The following is a 17,567-nucleotide window of genomic DNA, read 5'->3' as shown; positions in this document are numbered from 1 at the left end:
CCCATGATAAAGAGACACGAATCGAAACGCAGTCAAGGCAGCGACAAGACCGGTGGCGGCAGGAATTCCCCGGAAAGTGGACCGGTTGACCTGTACGCAGCGCTGCACGCCGGCTTCCGCTGGCAGGTTGACGAGCACTTCAACATCGCCGAAGTGTGTTGCAGCCGCTGGGCCAGGGGTGAAGGTGCAACGGCGGGTGCTACTAAAAGAATAGCTGTTCGCGCTCACCAGCCGGGCGCTGCAGCCATTTTTTATACCTATGCAGAATTGCAGGATGCCGCCGATGCGCTGAGCCATGTGCTGACCGGCCTCGGTGTACAGCGCGGCGACCGCGTTGCCATCGTGATGCCGCAACGTTTTGAAACCGCTGTGGCTTACATGGCGGTCTTCCAGATGGGGGCGGTCGCCATGCCGCTGTCCATGCTGTTCGGCCCTGACGCGCTCGAATACCGGCTGCAGGACAGCGATGCCGTGCTGGCCATTTGCGATGAAAGTTCGATTGACAGCCTGAATGCCATCCGTGGCAACTGCCCGGCATTGCGCACGGTGGTGGCAGCAGGTACGGCGCAGGGCAAGGGTGACGTGGACTACGAAACCGCGTTAGCGACACATAGGAGCGCCTTCACCGCCGTCAAGACCAAGGCCGACGAAGGCGCGATCCTGATCTACACCAGCGGGACCACCGGCCCGCCCAAGGGTGCGCTGCTGCCGCATCGCGCCTTGATTGGCAACCTGCCTGGCTTCATCTGCAGCCAGAACTGGTTTGGCTTTGACGGCAAAACCAATAAAAAGTCGGACGCTGTTTTCTGGTCCCCGGCAGACTGGGCGTGGACAGGCGGCCTAATGGACGCCTTGCTGCCCAGCCTTTACTTCGGCCGGCCCATCGTTGCCTTCAACGGCCGCTTCAGCCCCGAGCTGGCCTTCAGCCTGATGGCGGAACAGGGCGTCACACACACCTTTTTGTTCCCGACGGCGCTCAAGGCCATGATGAAGGCCTACCCCAGGCCCGCGCAGCATTTCAAGCTGAAACTGCAGGCCATGATGAGTGCCGGCGAAGCCGTGGGCGATGCGGTGTTTGCGTACTGCAAGGATCAGCTCGGTGTGATCGTCAACGAGATGTTTGGCCAGACTGAAATCAATTACGTGGTGGGCAACTGCAGCATGAACAGGGTTCATGGCGAGCGCAGCGCCGGGCCGCCCCAAGCAAGCTCAGCCCCCTCGGGGGGCAGCGCATTACACGAAGTGAAAAGCGTGGGGGCGTTTGCAGGTTGGCCTGCGCGGCCGGGCAGCATGGGCAAAGGCTACCCGGGCCACCGCGTGGCGGTGATTGATGACGAAGGCAATGAATGCGCGGTGGGCGTGCCGGGCGATGTGTCGGTCAACCGCTACGACATCCACGGCGACCCCGATCCGATTTTCTTTCTCGGGTACTGGAAGAAAGACGAGGCCACCCGCGGCAAGTTCACCGGCGACTGGTGCCGCACAGGCGACCTGGCAAGGCGCGATGCCGATGGCTACCTCTGGTACGAAGGCCGTGCCGACGACGTCTTCAAGGCCGCCGGCTACCGCATCGGCCCCGGTGAGATCGAGAACTGCCTGGTCAAGCACGCAGCTGTCGCCAACGCCGCCGTGGTGCCAAAACCCGACCGCGAGCGCGGTGCAGTCGTGAAAGCCTATGTGGTGCTCGCTCCTGATTTGATAGCTGCTCGCGCAAGCCACTTGGGCGGTACAGCCCGATTTGATGATGAACTAACGCTGCAGCTGCAAGCCCACGTCAAGACCATGCTGGCACCGTATGAGTACCCCAAGGAGATTGAGTTCATAGAGGCGTTGCCCATGACCACGACGGGTAAGGTGCAAAGGCGCGTGCTGCGGTTGCAAGAGGAAGAGCGCTTCAAAAACTCAGCAGGCTGACAAAGAAGCACCCATGAAAAAAGCACCCGAGGGTGCTTTTTGTTGCGCTGCCAGCAGGGGCCGGGATCTGGCTTTGCCAGTCCCAAGGCGCCTGTCCCCTGCAAGGGGAGGTGGCGCTACACGAAGTGAGCGCCGGCAGGGGTGTTCAGTTACCTAGCTGCGACTTGTTCGGCCACGTAGATTTCAACGCGGCGGTTCTTGTCGCGGCCTTGCTGCGTGTTGTTGTCGGCCACCGGCTCACGCGAACCGCGGCCGTCCGTCACGATGCGGGTGCGTGCCACGCCGCGGCTGACCAGATAGTCGCGGGCCGAATCGGCACGGTCAATGGACAGCGGGTTGTTGATGGCGTCAGAGCCGGTGTTGTCGGTGTGGCCGATGATGGTCACTGTCGTCACCGGGTTCTGGTTCAGGCTGGTGGCGAACTGGTTCAGGATAGGTGCGAAGTTCGGCTTGATGGCGGAACGGCCCACGTCAAAAGAAACGTCGCTGGGGATGTCGAGCTTCAGGCGGTTGTCGGTGGTCTGGCTGACGGCTACGCCGGTACCAACAGTCGCCTTTTCCATCGCAGCTTTCTGGTCCTGCATTTTCTTGGACCAGATATAACCACCGCCGGCACCCACAGCACCGCCCAGAACAGCACCGGTGGCTGCGCCTTTGGATCCGCCGGTCGCTGCGCCCAGCACCGCGCCTGCTACGGCGCCAATACCGGCGCCCTTGGCGGTGCCCTGCTGTGTTTCGCTCATGTTGGCGCAGCCGGAGATGGCCAGCGCGGCCAGCGCCGCACAGGTAATGGATGTGATGGTCAGTTTGTTCATGAAATGCTCCTCGGAAAGTTAATGTAGGTAATCTAGGTATGGGAGTGAAGGAGAGCGGTTGTCGGTCTCACTTCAATCAGCAGCGCATTAAAGCGCGGGTGTGTGAATACTAGGCATGCAAAAAGTGAGCAGTTGTAAGACAAGGGCGCGATATAGGCGAGCCTGCACGCCGTTTGCGGAGACCTTAAACTAGCCGTTTTGTCAATTTCGTGAATTCCGTCACAGCGTTTTTGCTGTCGTACGGCCTCTTCCATCTCACATGTGGCTCCTCCATGAATAAAGTTCAACTCGGCTCCAGCGACCTTCACGTGACCCCCATTTGCCTGGGCACCATGACATTCGGTGAGCAGGTGGATGAGCCCACGTCCCATGCCATCCTGGACCGCTCGCTGGAGCGCGGCGTCAACTTTCTCGACACCGCCGAAATGTATTCAGTGCCGGCGCGCGCCGAGACCTGTGGTTCGACCGAAACCATCATCGGCAACTGGTTCGCCAAAAATCCTTCGGCACGCAACAAGCTGGTGCTTGCTACCAAGGTAGCCGGACCTTCGCGCGGCATGCCCTGGGTGCGTGAAGGTAGCGGCATGACGGCCCAAGACATTCTGGCTTCGTGCGATGCCAGCCTGAAGCGGCTGAAGACCGACGTGATCGACCTCTACCAGATTCACTGGCCCGAACGCCACGTGCCGGCGTTTGGCGCGCTGTATTACAACCCTGCGCAAGAGCGCTCGGCCACGCCGATCCATGAGCAGCTCGAGGCACTCGGTGCTTTGGTGAAAGCCGGGAAGGTGCGTTTTATCGGGCTTTCCAACGAAACCCCGTATGGCGTGCACGAGTTTGTGCGCCTGGCCGAGCAGCATGGCCTGCCGCGTGTGGCCACCGTGCAGAACCCTTATTGCCTCGTCAACCGTACGGTGGAAAACGGCCTGGACGAAACCATGCACCGCCTGGGTGTCTCGCTGCTGGCCTATTCGCCCCTGGGCTTCGGGTTGCTCACAGGCAAATACGACCAGTCCGGCACTGAAGGCCCGGCCGCACCCAAGGATGCGCGCATTGCCAAATTCGAGTCGGTGCGCAAACAGCGTTGGGGCCGCCCCGAGGCACTGGCCGCCGCCCGGCGCTACAACGCGCTGGCGCGTGACAACAAGCTGACCCCGACCCAGCTGGCGCTGGCGTTCTGCTACACCAAGTGGCATGTGGCCAGCACCATCATCGGCGTGACCTCGGTTGCGCAGTTGGATGAAGATTTGGATGCCTGGGGCACCAAGTTGTCCGCTGAAGTGCTTGCCGAAATTGACAAAATCCGATGGGAGCTGCGGGACCCCGCGCTCTAGAAATGACTCTCCCCCGAAGCGCCTTCGGCGCCTCCCCCCAGGGGGCGCCATCTGCGGCCCGGCAAAGCCGGTTCCGCGCTGGCCTGCGAACAGAGGTACCGCAGTGAGCAAGAAGGGCCACGTCAGTGAGACGCCGGCTACCGCTCTGCTCAAGGCCAACAAGGTCGGCTTCACTGAGCACCCTTACGAATATCTTGAGCACGGCGGCGCTCAGCATAGCGCCGAGGTGCTGGGCTTTGATCCCTTTACTGTCGTCAAGACACTGGTCATGCAGGACCAGGACGCCAAACCCTTGCTGGTGCTGATGCATGGCAACCGCAAGGTTTCCACCAAAAACCTGGCGCGGCAGATCGGCGCCAAGTCGGTCGAACCGTGCAAGCCTGAAGTCGCCAACCGCCACAGCGGCTACCTGGTCGGTGGCACATCGCCTTTCGGCACGCGCAAGGCGATGCCTGTGTATATCGAGGAAAGCATCCTGGCCCTGCCCAAAATCGCCATCAACGGCGGGCGGCGCGGCTACCTGATTGGTATTGACCCGCAGGTTTGTGTCACCTTGCTGGGTGCAAAATCAGTCAACTGTGCATTGGAACCTGTTTAATGCCTTTTTGGAGATCGCATTGGCGTGCAATCGGGATGAGTGGATGCTTCGGATGCGCCGCATAGGCTGGAGCCTATGCAAGCTGCCGGGGCGTCCAATCGCCCGATTTCACGCCAACCCTTCGGGCAAGTGCCTTTTCGGGCGATCTGCGGCGTTGCGGCGCTTGCCCATAGCTGGGCTATGGGCTGCACACCGCGCCTTGCATCCCATCCCGAAAAGGTACTTGTGCGACTCCAAAAAGACATTGAACAGGTTCTCAGCATCGACAACGCAGCGGGCCACGGCTGAAATGCCGGTGGCCACCACATAACAAGGGAGATGAATTTGGACTACGTGTATTCTGCCGGCGCGACTTTGCTGGCCTACCTGATCGGCTCGCTGTCGTTTGCCGTCATCGTCAGCCGGGTGATGGGTTTGAGCGACCCCCGCAGCTACGGCAGCAAGAACCCCGGCGCCACCAACGTGCTGCGTTCCGGCAGCAAGGCCGCGGCGGCCATCACGCTGCTGCTGGACGGCCTCAAGGGTTGGGTGCCTGTGGTGCTTGTCAAGTGGTTTGGCGGTGACTATGGCCTCGGCGAAGGAACAATGGCTGCCGTCGGGCTGGCGGCTTTCCTGGGGCACCTCTATCCGGTGTTTTTTCAGTTCAAGGGCGGCAAGGGTGTCGCGACGGCGGCGGGCGTGTTGCTGGGCGTCAGCTGGGTGTTGGGTGTTGCCACGCTGGCAACCTGGGTGATCGTCGCCTTCTTTTCGCGCTATTCCTCACTGGCATCACTGGTGGCGGCCGTTTTTTCGCCGCTGTATTACCTGTTTGGCGACCGGGCCGCCTGGTATGTCGACAAGAACCTGCTGGCCATGATGGTCGTTGTCAGTGCGCTCCTGATCTATCGCCACCGCGAGAACATCAACAAGCTGATCAAGGGAACCGAGTCGAAGCTGGGTGGTTCAAAACAGGCCACCAAATAGCCCGGCCGGCAACGCACCGCGAAGGGCTAATAACGCTTGTCCAGCGTCATGAGGTTGTTGTCGCGCTTCATCTGAAAACGCGATAAAAAACTGTTGCCCAGCAGCAGAAAAGGCATCGGTTGCGGTATGACGACGGCATCCACGTCAAAGACCTCCACGTCACCCACACGTACCGAGTTGAGCTTGACCCGGTAGCCTTGCGTGGTGCCGTTGGCTGTGGACATGCGCACAGGCTGCCCGTCTTTGTAGTTAATGCCAGAGCGCTCCGCATCCGACGCGCTCATGGCAATGCTGGTCGCACCGGTGTCAACCATGAACTGCACGGCCTTTCCGTTGATCTGCCCGGCCGTCATGAAATGACCGCCGCCGCTTTCAGTGATGGTGATGCGCGTGCCCCGACCGGCTGAGGCAGTGCTACCGCCCGAGTTCACCGGCGCATCGCCCACCCGCAGTGTGTGCCGCTTGCCGGACTGCTCGATGACAGCCTGATCGCTGGTGGTGGAAATAATCTTTACGCCCTGGTGTGTTTCACCGGGCGCGACGCTCTTGGGTGAACCGCCGTTGACCACCAGCAGGGCCTTGGTGCCCATCATGCCGGCCAGCGCCACGGATTGGCCTTCGCTCTGCGCCTGTGCGGCGCCGTGCAGCAGCAAAGACGCGGACAGCAAAAATGCTGCTTGGGTGAGGGCAGGCAGAAGGTTCATGGCAGACCTAGTCGCGGCGGTTGTCAAAAGTAAGCGGAAAGTCCTTCATCTCGGACAGGATCAGCGCCATGGCGGCCTGCAGGTCGTCGCGCTTGGCGCCCGTGACGCGGACTTTTTCTTCCTGGATGGCGGCCTGCACCTTGAGTTTGCTGGCCTTGATGGCGGCCTGGATCTTCTTGGCGGTTTCGGTGTCGATGCCATTGCGGACCTTGTTGGTCTGCTTGACCTTGTCGCCGCCGATTTTCTCAATCTTGCCGGTGTCCAGAAAGCGTACGTCAACGCCTGCCTTGGCGAGCTTGGAGCGCAGGATGTCATTGATCTGGTCGATCTGGAAGTCGCCGTCGCCGACGAGGATGATGTCCTTGTCCTTCAGCTCGATGGAGGCCGAGGTGCCCTTGAAGTCAAAGCGATTGCCGACTTCCTTGCCGGTGTTTTCCACGGCGTTTTTGACCTTGACCAGATCGGCTTCAAGAACGGTGTCGAAAGAGGGCATGGTGCAAGTCTTTTTTACGGGGGTTGGAGTGAGACAATCACCCGGATGTTAGTCGAGAAAAACGTTCCACTCCAGCATTCCAACACCTTTGGCATCGTCGCGAAGGCACTCAGCCTGGTGCGGGTGACAAAGGAGGCCGATATTGCCGCAGCTTTGCAGGATCCGGCCCTGAAGGCCTCCCCCAAGTTTGTGCTGGGCGGCGGAAGCAATATCGTGCTGACCGGAGACGTCAAGCCGCTGGTGCTCAAGGTCGAAATCATGGGTAAACGGTTGCTCAGGGAAGACGCCAAGGCCTGGATTATTGAGGCCGGTGCCGGTGAAAACTGGCACGACCTCGTCACCTGGACGCTGCAAAACGGCTACCCGGGCCTTGAAAACCTGGCATTAATTCCCGGAACGGTCGGTGCATCACCAGTACAGAACATCGGCGCCTATGGCGTGGAGCTGCAAGACCGCTTTGAGTCGCTCGACGCCATCGACTTGACGACAGGCCAGCCATTTACCCTGAATGCCGCGCAATGCGCGTTTGGCTACCGTGATTCTGTGTTCAAGCACAGCAGTTCGGCACCGGAGTCGGCCGCCCATGGTTTTGGGCTGGAAGGCAAGGCGTTCATCACGCGCGTGCGGTTTGCCCTTCCCAAGGCGTGGAAACCGGTGCTGGGCTATGCCGACATCGACAAAAAAATGGCGCAATCCGGCATCCAGACGCCCGACGCCCAGCAAATTTACGACTGGATCTGCGAAATCCGCAAAGCCAAGCTGCCTGATCCGCAGGTGATCGGCAACGCCGGCAGCTTTTTCAAGAACCCGACCGTCTCGCCCGAGCAGTGCGCCGACATCATCCAGCGGGAGCCCAAAATCGTTCACTACCACCTCGCCGATGGCACGGTCAAACTGGCCGCCGGATGGCTCATTGACGCCTGCGGCTGGAAGGGCAAGACCATCGGCAATGCCGGTGTCTATGAAAAACAGGCACTCGTGCTGGTCAACCGCGGCGGCACAGCCGACCCGGTCACGGGCGGCGAGGTCATGACGCTGGCCAAGGCCATCCAGACCAGTGTGTACGAACGCTTTGGCATCCTGCTGGAGCCTGAACCGGTGGTCGTCTGATGGCGACCGCCGCAAAGGTCTACACCGGGCCAGACATCGCGCTCTGGCGCCGCCTGGTGCTGCGCCATGCGCGGCAGCTTGCGATCGTGCTGACCGTCCTCTGGGTGGTGCTGATGATGGCCGGCGAGGCCGGATGGCGCAAACCGACGGGGCTGGCAACCGGAATGTTCGGGCTGGTCGCGGCCATGGTGGTGCTGGCCGTGTGGGCAGGCCGCGAACGCGAGCGCCTGGTGCGCGAGGCGCCGCTGCCGCAGTTCCTCAAGCGCAAGCTGCGTGACACCTATCCGCACCTGAGCGCCAAAGACACCGAGCTGGTCGAGCGCGGGCTGCGGCAGTTTTTCCTGGCCTGCGTGCGCAGCAAGGGCAAGTTTGTGGCCATGCCCTCACGCGTGGTCGACAGCATGTGGCACGAATTCATCCTGCACACGCGCGCCTACCGCGAGTGGTGCGACCTCGTGCTGGGCCGTTTCATGGACCATGTACCGGCTGAAGTGCTGGGCCGCCGCGCTTCCAGCAACGACGGCCTGCGGCGCGCGTGGTACTGGGCCTGCCGCGACGAAGCCATCAAGCCGCGCTCGCCCAGCCGCCTGCCGCTGCTCTTTGCCCTGGACGCGAAGCTGGCGATCCCCAACGGCTTTCATTACCTGCCCGACTGCAGCCAGCCTCAGCGTGACGATGGAACAGGCGGTTCAGCGGGCGCTTATTGCGGCGAAAGCTTTTCCGACGGCAGCTACAGCGGCGACGCGGACGGGTTCGGCGGATCCGAGGGCAGTAGTGACGGTGACGGAGGCAGTGATGGCGGTAGCGACGGTGGTGGATGCGGCGGAGGTTGCGGCGGAGGTGGGGATTAGCACGTGGCCGAGGGTTGAAAGGCCAACGAAAAAGCCGCCTGAAGGCGGCTTTTTGACGTTTGCTATGTTTTTAATAGCTGCTTGCGCTTATCCCTAAAGGGTTTCATCCGTTTTTTCCGAAAGCTCTCAGCGCGGATTTTATTCGCCTGTCTTGCCCAGCTGTGGGATCGCAGCCCCGGGCTCCAGCGACAGCAACCCGGAGCGCGTGTAGATGCCCAGCTTGTCGCGGGTATCGACGATGTCCAGGTTGCGCATAGTCAGCTGGCCGATGCGGTCTGCCGGCGAGAAAGGCGCGTCTTCCACCTTTTCCATGCTCAGGCGTTCGGGCTTGTAGGTCAGGTTGGCCGAGACGGTGTTGAGGATGGAGTAATCGTTGCCGCGGCGCAGTTCGACCGTGACCTCGCCGGTGATGGCGCTGGCCACCCAGCGCTGGGCGGTTTCGCGCAGCATGATGGCCTGCGGGTCGAACCAGCGGCCCTGGTACAGCAGGCGGCCGAGCTTGCGGCCGTTGTCGCGGTATTGTTCGATGGTGTCTTCGTTGTGGATGCCGGTGACCAGGCGCTCATAGGCGATGAACAGCAGCGCGAGGCCGGGGGCTTCGTAGATGCCGCGGCTCTTGGCTTCGATGATTCGGTTTTCGATCTGGTCGCTCATGCCCAGGCCGTGGCGGCCGCCGATGCGGTTGGCTTCCAGGATCAGCTCGACCATGCTGCTGAAGGTCTTGCCGTTCAGCGCTACGGGCCGGCCCTCTTCAAAGCGCACGGTCACTTCTTCGCGCTTGACTTCGACTTCGTCCTTCCAGAAGGCCACGCCCATGATGGGGTTGACGATCTTCATGCCGGTGGCGAGCTCTTCCAGGTCTTTGGCTTCGTGCGTGGCGCCCAGCATGTTGGAGTCGGTCGAGTAGGCTTTTTCGGCCGACATCTTGTAGCCGAAGCCGGCCTTGGTCATGAAGGCCGACATCTCGGCGCGGCCGCCCAGCTCGTCAATGAAGAGCTGGTCCAGCCAGGGTTTGTAGATCTTCAGGCCCGGGTTGGTCAGCAGGCCGTAGCGGTAAAAGCGCTCGATGTCGTTGCCTTTGAAAGTGCTGCCGTCGCCCCAGATGTTGACGTCGTCTTCCTTCATCGCCGACACCAGCATGGTGCCGGTCACGGCACGGCCCAGCGGCGTGGTGTTGAAGTAGGTCACGCCCGCAGTGGTGATATGGAAGGCGCCGCTTTGCAGCGCGGCGATGCCTTCGGCGGCCAGCTGGGCACGGCAGTCGATCAGGCGGGCTTTTTCAGCGCCGTACTGCATCGCCTTGCGCGGGATTTCGTCGTAGTCGGGCTCGTCGGGCTGGCCGAGGTTGGCGGTATAGGCGTAAGGGATCGCGCCCTTGAGCTTCATCCAGTGCAGTGCGGCGCTGGTGTCGAGGCCGCCCGAAAAGGCGATGCCGACTTTCTGGCCGGCGGGAAGGTTCTGGAGGATGGTGGCCATGAAATGGGTTCCTGGGGATGAATGCGTAGACGTGATGTAAGGGTCAGCCGAAATAGCAGATGTAGTGATAGGCGGCTTCGCCGGCAGCGACGCGGATTTCGAACGTGGCGTTGCCCGGCACGCTGAATTTTTCGCCGGCTGAAGACCTGACCCAGCTGTCGCTGCCGGCCAGCTTGTATTCACAGGCACCGGCCACGCATTCCATGATCTCGGGCGCGCCGGTATTAAAGGTCAGGGTGGCCGGAAGGATTACGCCGACCGATTTTTTGGTGCCGTCGGCCAGCGTGATGCCGTGGCTCACGCATTTGCCGTCAAAGTAGACGTTGGCCTTGGTGGTCACGCTGATGTTGTCGATTTTTTCGGTAGGCATGGGAAGGTGCTGAAAAGAGACTGAAAGAGACTGAAGAGGCGGGAAGAGACAGAAAAAGACGAAAGGGGCTGTTCCGGGCTGCGGGAAAGCACCGCGTGGCGCCCAAACCGTTGATTTTAGGTCACCCGGAGCCCTTCGCCGGGCCCGCAGTGAATCCGGTTGGCCCTTTGTGGCGTATCCCCAATGCCAGCCGCCTGCCGGTGTTTCCCAATAGCCACCAATACCTGACAATGTTCTTCATGAAGCCAGAAAGCCCGGACAGACAATTGATCGCGCTGATTGACCGCGTGGCCCAGGCCGATGAGTCGGCCCTGCGGGAGCTGTATGAGCTGACTTCGTCCAAGCTCTACGGTGTCGCGATTCGTGTGGTGACCAACCGTGAATGGGCTGAGGACGTGTTGCAGGAGGCCTTCTTCAACATCTGGCGCATCGCAGGCGACTACAAGGCGACCCTGTCACCGCCCATGGCCTGGATGGCGCTGGTGGTGCGCAGCCGCGGCCTGGATTTTTTGCGGCGCCGGGCTTCGGACCGGGCCGACCTGATGCAGGAACTCGACGATGTGATTTCCGACACGGTGGCCGGCGATTCGCCCAACCCGATGGACACGACCCAGGCCAGCGAACAGGCCTGGGCTTTGCACCAGTGCCTGGGCCAGCTGGAGCACAAGCAACGTGAAGTGGTGAGCCTGGCGTATTTGCGGGATTTGAGCCATGGCGAGCTGGCTGAGCAGCTGAAGCTGCCCTTGGGTACGGTCAAAACATGGATCCGGCGCGGACTTGAGCAGCTTCGCGGCTGCATGGCGAGGTTTGCCTGATGAATTTACAAAGTAATCCCGCCCTGATGGAGCAACTCGCGGCCAGCTATGCGCTGGGCACTTTGCGCGGCGGTGCGCGTCGTCGGTTTGAGACGTTGGCACGCGACAACGCCACTTTGCGCGCGGCGGCGCTGGTCTGGCAAAGCCGCCTGTCGTCGGTGGCCGAATTGCAGCCGCAAGAGGCGCCTAGCCCGGTGGTTTGGAAACGCATTGAAAACCTGGTGCGGGCCGACAAGGAGGCGCGCGCCATGCAGGCGGCGCGGGTCGCTCCGGGTGTCATGGGTTGGTGGTCCAGCCTGGGCCTGTGGCGCGGCGGGGCTGTGGCGGGCGCACTCGCGACTGCGGCGGCGGTTGTCGTGGGGCTGAACGTGAACGGCCGGCTGAGCGGGCAGGTGAGCGAACTGACCGCCAAACTGACAGCCACGCCCGAGATCGAATACGTGGCCGTGCTGACCGATGACAAGGCTTCGGCCTCGCTGCTGGTGACGTTTGATCCGAAGAACAAGACACTGTCGCTCAAGCGCGTGGGCAGCTTCAGGGAGCAGCCCGACAAGTCCCTGGAGCTTTGGGCTTTGCCGCCCGGCGCGGCGCCCAAATCGCTGGGTGTGATGAGCGCAGACCCCGTGGTTCGCTTGACTGCCGCGGGTACCTACATGCGCCAGGTGCCGACGCTGGCGATCACGCTGGAGCCCAAGGGTGGCGTGCCGCCGGGCAGCGGGCCGACCGGGCCGGTGCTGTTCAAGGGTGCCCTGATTGAAACGCCCAAATAGCAACAGTCGAATATTCGCGGACAGCAAAAAGGGGCGTTGACAACGCCCCTTTTTTGTTCAGCCCGCCAGTTGGTCTTAGCGCCAGTGGTGGTGGCCATAGCCCCGGCTGTAACCGAAGTTCAGCGAAAGGCCGATGGGCGCGTAGTAGGGCTGGTAATAGGGACGGGGGTAGTAAGCCGGGTAAACCACCGGCTGCTCCACATAAGTCACAGCAGGCTGGACGTACACCGGTTGGGGTGCCGGCTGCACATAGGTCTGGGGCTGCTGGGGCGCAGACTGGAAGGTCTGCGGCGCCGGTGCCATGGCGCCGACCGGTGTGACCTGCAGGCGCACATACTGGCCAGGGTCGGTGGCCATCTGCGTGCTGTACTGCGTGCCCTGGTATTCGTACACCACGTTGTAGTGGCTGGGGCGGTTTTCGTAATAGGTTTGCGTCGCGCACTGCTGCACGTTTTGAACCTGGTTGTTTGAGCCTTCGATGCGGTCGCCAACGATGGCACCGCCCACCAGCCCGATCATGGTGGCGACGGCACGGCCACCGCCATTGCCGATGGCGTTACCGGCTGCGCCGCCTGCCAGCGCGCCCATCAGCGCACCTGCGCCCGAGTTCGGTTGCTGGACAACGACGGGCTGGTTGCTGCAGACCTGGCGCGGTACAGCCACTTGCTGCACCACCGGCGTGCTTGAAATCACCCGGGCCAGGATGTCCATGGCGGAGGCGGGTACAGCAGCCAACCCGGAGGCGGCAGCAAGAGCGGAGAGAACAAGCGCTTTTTTCATGATTCAACCCTTTTCAGCACGTGGCTGAAGTTGCACCGCCAAAGGGCTCACCCTGGTCGGGTGATGGCTCGGGTGGCAAACGTAATTTTAGTAAGTCAGAGTCATTTTGGGGTGCAGAGTTCGGTAAATCGACGGTAAAGCTGCCTTTTAAAGCCCTCTGAAGGCAAAACAGGCTGCAAAACGTAACCGGTCGGCCCGCCGTGCGTTCAAACCCTCGCAGCCCAGCCCGGGGCGTCAAAACCGACGGTGATGTCCTTGCCCCAGTCCACCACGGGCCGCTTGATGACGCTGGGGTTGGCCAGCATCAGTGTTTGCGCGCTGGCGCTGTCATGCACGCCGGCCTGCAGCGCCGGGTCCAGCTTTCGCCAGGTGGTGCCCTGGCGGTTGAGCAGCTTTTCCCAGCCTGCCGCCTGGGCCCATCGCGCCAGCTGGTCGGGCGGCACGCCCTGCTTCTTGAAATCGTGAAACTGGTAGTCAACACCTTGTTCGACTAGCCATGCACGGGCCTTTTTGACGGTGTCGCAATTGGGGATGCCGTAAAGAATGATCATGGCCGGATTTTCGCAGATTTAAGAGAAACAGGCCTTCCGGCCAAGCGGGACGAGCGCGAGCAGCTATCAAATTAGTAGCGTTGTTGCGAAGGCAGGCAAGGGCGTGGACGCGTGGGCAGGCCTTTGGCAAGGCTGGAATAATGAAGAACGCCGACCGGCTCAACCTTTTTTTGTATGGATGCCTTGCCTCATGACCGCTGCTTCAGCCACGCGCACTGCCCCCGCCGTTCTTTACCCGCCTCTCGAACCTTTCCGCACGGGCATTCTTGAAACGGGTGACGGCCATTCGGTGTACTGGGAGTTATGCGGCAACCCCCAAGGAAAGCCGGCGGTGTTTTTGCATGGTGGCCCGGGTGCGGGCTGCTCGCCCGAACACCGCCGCCTGTTCGACCCGGAGCGCTATTGCGTGCTGCTGTTCGACCAGCGCGGCTGCGGCCGCTCCCGACCCAGTGCCTCACTGGAAAACAACACGACCTGGCACCTGGTAGCCGACATCGAGCGCTTGCGCACCCTGCTGGGCGTGGAGCGCTGGCTGGTGTTCGGCGGCTCCTGGGGCAGCGCACTGGCGCTGGCGTATGCCCAGGCTCATCCGGCCCGCGTGTCGGCGCTCATTGTGCGGGGCATTTTTGCGCTGCGCCGCGCCGAGCTGCTCTGGTACTACCAGGAGGGGGCGTCCTGGTTGTTCCCTGATTTGTGGGAAGAGTTCGTCAAACCCATTCCCCCGGCGGAGCGCGGCGACCTGATTGCCGCCTACCGCAAACGCCTGGTGGGCGCCGACCGTGCTGCGCAACTGGCGGCTGCCCGTGCGTGGAGCCTGTGGGAAGGCCAGACGATTACCTTGTTGCCCGACCCGTCTTTTACCGCCCAGCATGGTAACGACGCTTTCGCCCTGGCATTCGCGCGCATAGAAAACCATTATTTTGTGCACGCCGGCTGGCTCGAAGAGGGTCAGCTCATTCGCGACGCGCACAAGCTGGCTGGGATTCCCGGTGTCATCGTGCAAGGCCGCTACGACGTGGCCACACCAGCCAAAACCGCGTGGGACCTGCACCGCGCCTGGCCCGAGGCCGAATTCCACATGATTGACAACGCCGGCCACGCCTTCAACGAGCCCGGCATCCTGCGCCAACTCATAGCGGCCACCGACCGTTTCGCAGGCTGACCTCCTGCTTCTTTGCCAGCAGGTGCCGCGGAACTGGCTTTGCTAGGCCGCAGGCGCCGCCCCCTGCAAGGGGGAAGGCGCTACACGCCAGTGAGCGCCAACGGGGGTATTCGAGCTACGCGACAATGGTGGGCTCTATGGAACAACTCAAAACCCTCGACGATTGGCTGGCTTACTGCGAGCACCTGCACCCCGTCGGCATCGACATGGGCCTGACGCGCATCAGCGCTGTGGCCAAGCGCATGGGCCTGGCTTTTGACTGCCCCATCATCACGGTGGCCGGCACCAACGGCAAAGGCTCGACCTGCGCGATGCTCGAAGCGATCTTGCTGCAGGCCGGCTACCGCACCGGCGTCTTCACCTCGCCGCACCTGGTGCATTTTGAAGAGCGCTGCCGGGTGCGCGGCGACATCGTGAAGGCTGACGAGCTGGTTGCGCAGTTCGCGCGCGTCGAGGCGGCGCGCACGCAGGGCGGCGACGCGATCTCGCTGACCTACTTTGAATTCACCACCCTGGCCATCCTGCAGCTGCTGGCCGACGCCAAGCTGGACGTCGTCATCCTCGAAGTCGGCCTGGGTGGCCGGCTGGACGCCGTCAACATGCTGGACGCCGACTGCGCGGTGATCACCAGCATCGACCTGGACCACATGGAATACCTGGGCCCCGACCGCGAAAGCATTGGCCGCGAAAAGGCCGGCATCATGCGCGCCGGCAAGCCGGTCATCGTGAGTGACCCGGTGCCGCCGCAAAGCATCATTGATTACGCGGCCGGAGTAGGCGCTGACTTGTGGCGCTTTGGTACGGACTTCAATTTTTCGGGCGACAAACAGCAATGGGGCTGGGCAGGGCGCGGGCGCCGGTATGCCGGCCTGGCGTACCCGGCCTTGCGCGGCGCCAACCAGCTTGTCAACGCCTCGGGCGTGCTGGCGGCGCTGACGGCCTTGCGTGACCGCCTGCCGGTCACCGCCCAGGCGGTGCGCAACGGCTTGTCGATGGTCGAGTTGCCGGGGCGTTTCCAGATCGTGCCCGGCCAGCCCACGCTGGTGCTGGACGTGGCGCACAACCCCCATTCGGTGGCTGCGCTGGCTGAAAACCTTGATGCCATGGGCTTTTACCCCTGCACACACGCGGTGTTCGGTGCCATGGCCGACAAAGACCTGGCTCCCATGCTGGCGCGCGTGGCGCCGCTCATCGACAAGTGGTATTTCACCGATTTGCCGACGCCGCGGGCCGCTTCTGCCGAGGATTTGCAGGCCAGGTGGACGGCGGCCAATACCCGCCCTGATGCAAGCGCCGGCACTTACAAATCACCCGAAGCGGCGCTGCAGGCGGCGGTCAGGGCCGCAACCCCCGCTGATAGAATTGTCGTGTTCGGCTCCTTCCATACGGTGGGCGGCATTTTGAAGGACGGTGTGCCGCGTCTTTCGGCCCCGCACCTGGCCGCCTGAGACCGGACAAGCCGGTCCGTCAAGCATTCCAAGGGCCGTCAGCCCGCGTTCACCGTTAACGTCACCCCTTATCGGATCCAAGCCACACCATGCCGTTTTTCAATTTCCGCCGGGGCGGCTCCAACGCTGCCTCCAATGCCGGGTCAGCCGCTCAAACGGAAAGCGTGGAAGTGATCCGCAAGCGTGCCAAACACCGGCTGATCGGTTCTGCCGTGCTGGTGCTGATCGGCGTGTTGGGTTTCCCGCTGTTGTTTGACACCCAGCCCAGGCCCATTCCGGTCGATATCCCGATTGAAATTCCCGGCAAAGGCACGGTCAAGCCCCTGGTGATTCCCGGGCCCGGTGCCCCGGCAGCCACTTCCGCATCTGCCCCCAAGGTGGCCGACAAGCCCGCCGAAAAAGTAACCGCTGACGCCAGCCTGGCGCCCAAGGAAGAAATTCTTTCATCAAAACCGGCTCCAGCCCTTGCTGCATCTGCGCCACCAGCTATCAAAAATGAAGCAAAGCCGGAAGCCAAACCCGAGGTGAAACCTCCGGTCAAACCGGAAGCCAAGTCAGAAACCAAGCCGGCCAAGCCCGCTGCGAACGATGACGCCACACGTGCCGCCGCACTGCTGAACGGCACCGCTGTGCCGGCCGCCAAACCGTCTGCCAGCGAGGCGGACGGCCGTTTTGTGGTTCAGGTCGGTGCGTTTGCCGACGTGGCCAAGGCCCGCGAAGCGCGCCTGAAGGTGGAAAAGGCGGGCCTCAAAACCTATACACAAGTGGCGGAAACCAAAGACGGCAAGCGCATCCGGGTCCGCGTGGGCCCATTTGCCACCAAGGCCGAGGCCGACAAGGCGGCGACCAAGATCAAGGGCCTTGATTTACCCGCTGCCATCCTGACCTTGTAATTAGTAGTTTCGTGACGGCTGTTGACTGGATTTTGCTGGGAGTGCTGGTTTTTTCCATGCTGTTGGGCGCATGGCGCGGGCTGGTGTATGAGGTGTTGTCGGTGCTGGGCTGGGTGGTGTCGTTTTTTGTGGCGCAATGGTTTGCGCCCGACCTGGCCACCCGCTTGCCGGTGCAGTCTGCTTCTGACCCGGTACGTTATGCGGCGGCGTTTGTGCTGATCTTTATCGCCGCCGTGTTCGCGGCAGGGTTGCTGGCCTTTGTGGTGAAGAAGCTGGTGGCTGCCGTCGGCCTGGCGCCTGTGGACAGAGTATTCGGAGCCGCTTTTGGTGCGTTGCGCGGAATTGTTTTGCTGCTGGCCGCGACCGTTGTGATCGATATGACGGCGCTGAAGTCCAGCAGTTGGTGGCGGGAATCAAAGGGCGCGCCGGTGTTGACGGCCACGCTCAAAGCCCTGAAGCCGGTATTGCCCGAACAGTTTGCCAAGTATTTAATTTAACTTTGAAGAGTCAACTCATCATG

The 17,567-nt window shown here is 62.0% G+C and carries 19 protein-coding genes; 12 read left to right on the top strand and 7 right to left on the bottom strand.

What is annotated here, in order from left to right; translation table 11 throughout:
• The first annotated feature begins 3 nt into the window (after window positions 1–3).
• On the top strand, window positions 4–1,914 hold the full coding sequence (locus AC1DWQ_RS01685; RefSeq protein ID WP_477668086.1) for an acetate--CoA ligase: 1,911 nt from the start codon (window positions 4–6) through the stop codon (window positions 1,912–1,914).
• A gap of 149 nt (window positions 1,915–2,063) precedes the next feature.
• Here AC1DWQ_RS01685 and AC1DWQ_RS01680 read toward each other — a convergent pair whose 3' ends face one another.
• Window positions 2,064–2,729 carry a YiaD family glycine zipper/OmpA-like lipoprotein gene (locus AC1DWQ_RS01680; protein WP_477668085.1) on the bottom strand — a complete coding sequence of 222 codons (666 nt, stop codon included), beginning with the start codon at window positions 2,727–2,729 and terminating at the stop codon, window positions 2,064–2,066.
• Window positions 2,730–3,001: 272 nt separating this feature from the next.
• On the opposite strand from AC1DWQ_RS01680, the gene AC1DWQ_RS01675 reads away from it, so the two are divergent.
• The 3 genes from AC1DWQ_RS01675 (at window position 3,002) to plsY (ending at window position 5,624) form a co-directional block, all read left to right on the top strand.
• Window positions 3,002–4,063 carry an aldo/keto reductase gene (locus AC1DWQ_RS01675; RefSeq protein WP_477668084.1) on the top strand — a complete coding sequence of 354 codons (1,062 nt, stop codon included), beginning with the start codon at window positions 3,002–3,004 and terminating at the stop codon, window positions 4,061–4,063.
• 103 nt (window positions 4,064–4,166) lie between these two features.
• The gene (locus AC1DWQ_RS01670; RefSeq protein ID WP_477668083.1) at window positions 4,167–4,661 is read left to right on the top strand and encodes an aminoacyl-tRNA deacylase; all 495 of its coding nucleotides are present in this window, start codon (window positions 4,167–4,169) and stop codon (window positions 4,659–4,661) included.
• Window positions 4,662–4,985: 324 nt separating this feature from the next.
• Window positions 4,986–5,624 carry a glycerol-3-phosphate 1-O-acyltransferase PlsY gene (gene plsY / locus AC1DWQ_RS01665; RefSeq protein ID WP_457280957.1) on the top strand — a complete coding sequence of 213 codons (639 nt, stop codon included), beginning with the start codon at window positions 4,986–4,988 and terminating at the stop codon, window positions 5,622–5,624.
• 26 nt (window positions 5,625–5,650) lie between these two features.
• Here plsY and AC1DWQ_RS01660 read toward each other — a convergent pair whose 3' ends face one another.
• Both AC1DWQ_RS01660 and AC1DWQ_RS01655 read right to left on the bottom strand, forming a co-directional pair.
• Complete coding sequence (locus tag AC1DWQ_RS01660) at window positions 5,651–6,328, bottom strand: retropepsin-like aspartic protease family protein (protein ID WP_477668082.1); 678 nt, start codon at window positions 6,326–6,328, stop codon at window positions 5,651–5,653.
• Window positions 6,329–6,335: 7 nt separating this feature from the next.
• Complete coding sequence (locus AC1DWQ_RS01655) at window positions 6,336–6,821, bottom strand: YajQ family cyclic di-GMP-binding protein (RefSeq protein WP_477668081.1); 486 nt, start codon at window positions 6,819–6,821, stop codon at window positions 6,336–6,338.
• 45 nt (window positions 6,822–6,866) lie between these two features.
• Here AC1DWQ_RS01655 and murB point away from each other — a divergent pair, with 45 nt between their 5' ends.
• Complete coding sequence (gene murB / locus AC1DWQ_RS01650; RefSeq protein WP_477668080.1) at window positions 6,867–7,931, top strand: UDP-N-acetylmuramate dehydrogenase; 1,065 nt, start codon at window positions 6,867–6,869, stop codon at window positions 7,929–7,931.
• Entirely contained in the window at window positions 7,931–8,782 is an 852-nt protein-coding gene (locus AC1DWQ_RS01645; protein ID WP_477668079.1) for a glycine-rich domain-containing protein, read from the top strand. Before murB ends, AC1DWQ_RS01645 begins: the two co-directional genes overlap by 1 nt.
• Before the next feature lie 138 nt (window positions 8,783–8,920).
• Here AC1DWQ_RS01645 and argG read toward each other — a convergent pair whose 3' ends face one another.
• Together argG and ppnP are read right to left on the bottom strand one after the other, a co-directional pair.
• Window positions 8,921–10,258, bottom strand: coding sequence for an argininosuccinate synthase (gene argG / locus AC1DWQ_RS01640; protein WP_477668078.1), 1,338 nt, complete (start codon window positions 10,256–10,258; stop codon window positions 8,921–8,923).
• Between the two features lie 43 nt (window positions 10,259–10,301).
• Window positions 10,302–10,628, bottom strand: a complete 327-nt coding sequence (ppnP, locus tag AC1DWQ_RS01635; RefSeq protein ID WP_477668077.1) for a pyrimidine/purine nucleoside phosphorylase — start codon at window positions 10,626–10,628, stop codon at window positions 10,302–10,304.
• Window positions 10,629–10,867: 239 nt separating this feature from the next.
• On the opposite strand from ppnP, the gene AC1DWQ_RS01630 reads away from it, so the two are divergent.
• Both AC1DWQ_RS01630 and AC1DWQ_RS01625 read left to right on the top strand, forming a co-directional pair.
• Window positions 10,868–11,443, top strand: coding sequence for an RNA polymerase sigma factor (locus AC1DWQ_RS01630; RefSeq protein WP_477650164.1), 576 nt, complete (start codon window positions 10,868–10,870; stop codon window positions 11,441–11,443).
• On the top strand, window positions 11,443–12,213 hold the full coding sequence (locus tag AC1DWQ_RS01625; protein WP_477668076.1) for an anti-sigma factor: 771 nt from the start codon (window positions 11,443–11,445) through the stop codon (window positions 12,211–12,213). The genes AC1DWQ_RS01630 and AC1DWQ_RS01625 overlap by 1 nt, the downstream gene beginning before the upstream one ends.
• Before the next feature lie 75 nt (window positions 12,214–12,288).
• Here the strand turns inward: AC1DWQ_RS01625 and AC1DWQ_RS01620 are convergent, their stop codons facing one another.
• Both AC1DWQ_RS01620 and AC1DWQ_RS01615 read right to left on the bottom strand, forming a co-directional pair.
• Window positions 12,289–12,993: a glycine zipper 2TM domain-containing protein gene (locus AC1DWQ_RS01620; RefSeq protein WP_477665543.1), complete on the bottom strand. Its 705-nt coding sequence runs from the start codon at window positions 12,991–12,993 to the stop codon at window positions 12,289–12,291.
• A 206-nt stretch (window positions 12,994–13,199) separates the two neighbouring features.
• Window positions 13,200–13,544, bottom strand: a complete 345-nt coding sequence (locus AC1DWQ_RS01615) for an ArsC family reductase (protein ID WP_477668075.1) — start codon at window positions 13,542–13,544, stop codon at window positions 13,200–13,202.
• A gap of 190 nt (window positions 13,545–13,734) precedes the next feature.
• On the opposite strand from AC1DWQ_RS01615, the gene pip reads away from it, so the two are divergent.
• The 4 genes from pip to AC1DWQ_RS01595 all read left to right on the top strand — a co-directional run bounded on the left by pip (window position 13,735) and on the right by AC1DWQ_RS01595 (window position 17,544).
• A complete protein-coding gene (gene pip / locus AC1DWQ_RS01610; protein WP_477668074.1) occupies window positions 13,735–14,706 on the top strand; it encodes a prolyl aminopeptidase in 972 nt (323 codons plus the stop codon).
• A gap of 137 nt (window positions 14,707–14,843) precedes the next feature.
• Window positions 14,844–16,154: a bifunctional tetrahydrofolate synthase/dihydrofolate synthase gene (gene folC / locus AC1DWQ_RS01605; protein ID WP_477668073.1), complete on the top strand. Its 1,311-nt coding sequence runs from the start codon at window positions 14,844–14,846 to the stop codon at window positions 16,152–16,154.
• A gap of 89 nt (window positions 16,155–16,243) precedes the next feature.
• On the top strand, window positions 16,244–17,047 hold the full coding sequence (locus tag AC1DWQ_RS01600; RefSeq protein ID WP_477668072.1) for an SPOR domain-containing protein: 804 nt from the start codon (window positions 16,244–16,246) through the stop codon (window positions 17,045–17,047).
• An 11-nt stretch (window positions 17,048–17,058) separates the two neighbouring features.
• Entirely contained in the window at window positions 17,059–17,544 is a 486-nt protein-coding gene (locus tag AC1DWQ_RS01595) for a CvpA family protein (RefSeq protein ID WP_477668071.1), read from the top strand.
• Window positions 17,545–17,567: the final 23 nt, after the last annotated feature.

It is taken from the genome of Polaromonas sp. P2_G11 (assembly GCF_056403595.1).
The sequence above is the reverse complement of the archived record's forward strand: the minus strand, read 5'-3'. Positions and strand labels throughout refer to the sequence as shown.

Coding starts and splice junctions, on each gene's coding strand:
- AC1DWQ_RS01655 (WP_477668081.1), bottom strand. CDS start 6,821: ATGCCCTCTTTCGACACCGTTCTTGAAGCCGATCTGGTCAAGGTCAAA.
- AC1DWQ_RS01680 (WP_477668085.1), bottom strand. CDS start 2,729: ATGAACAAACTGACCATCACATCCATTACCTGTGCGGCGCTGGCCGCG.
- AC1DWQ_RS01675 (WP_477668084.1), top strand. CDS start 3,002: ATGAATAAAGTTCAACTCGGCTCCAGCGACCTTCACGTGACCCCCATT.
- ppnP (WP_477668077.1), bottom strand. CDS start 10,628: ATGCCTACCGAAAAAATCGACAACATCAGCGTGACCACCAAGGCCAAC.
- AC1DWQ_RS01625 (WP_477668076.1), top strand. CDS start 11,443: ATGAATTTACAAAGTAATCCCGCCCTGATGGAGCAACTCGCGGCCAGC.
- AC1DWQ_RS01660 (WP_477668082.1), bottom strand. CDS start 6,328: ATGAACCTTCTGCCTGCCCTCACCCAAGCAGCATTTTTGCTGTCCGCG.
- pip (WP_477668074.1), top strand. CDS start 13,735: ATGACCGCTGCTTCAGCCACGCGCACTGCCCCCGCCGTTCTTTACCCG.
- AC1DWQ_RS01615 (WP_477668075.1), bottom strand. CDS start 13,544: ATGATCATTCTTTACGGCATCCCCAATTGCGACACCGTCAAAAAGGCC.
- argG (WP_477668078.1), bottom strand. CDS start 10,258: ATGGCCACCATCCTCCAGAACCTTCCCGCCGGCCAGAAAGTCGGCATC.
- murB (WP_477668080.1), top strand. CDS start 6,867: ATGTTAGTCGAGAAAAACGTTCCACTCCAGCATTCCAACACCTTTGGC.
- AC1DWQ_RS01685 (WP_477668086.1), top strand. CDS start 4: ATGATAAAGAGACACGAATCGAAACGCAGTCAAGGCAGCGACAAGACC.
- AC1DWQ_RS01600 (WP_477668072.1), top strand. CDS start 16,244: ATGCCGTTTTTCAATTTCCGCCGGGGCGGCTCCAACGCTGCCTCCAAT.
- AC1DWQ_RS01620 (WP_477665543.1), bottom strand. CDS start 12,993: ATGAAAAAAGCGCTTGTTCTCTCCGCTCTTGCTGCCGCCTCCGGGTTG.
- AC1DWQ_RS01630 (WP_477650164.1), top strand. CDS start 10,868: ATGAAGCCAGAAAGCCCGGACAGACAATTGATCGCGCTGATTGACCGC.
- AC1DWQ_RS01645 (WP_477668079.1), top strand. CDS start 7,931: ATGGCGACCGCCGCAAAGGTCTACACCGGGCCAGACATCGCGCTCTGG.
- folC (WP_477668073.1), top strand. CDS start 14,844: ATGGAACAACTCAAAACCCTCGACGATTGGCTGGCTTACTGCGAGCAC.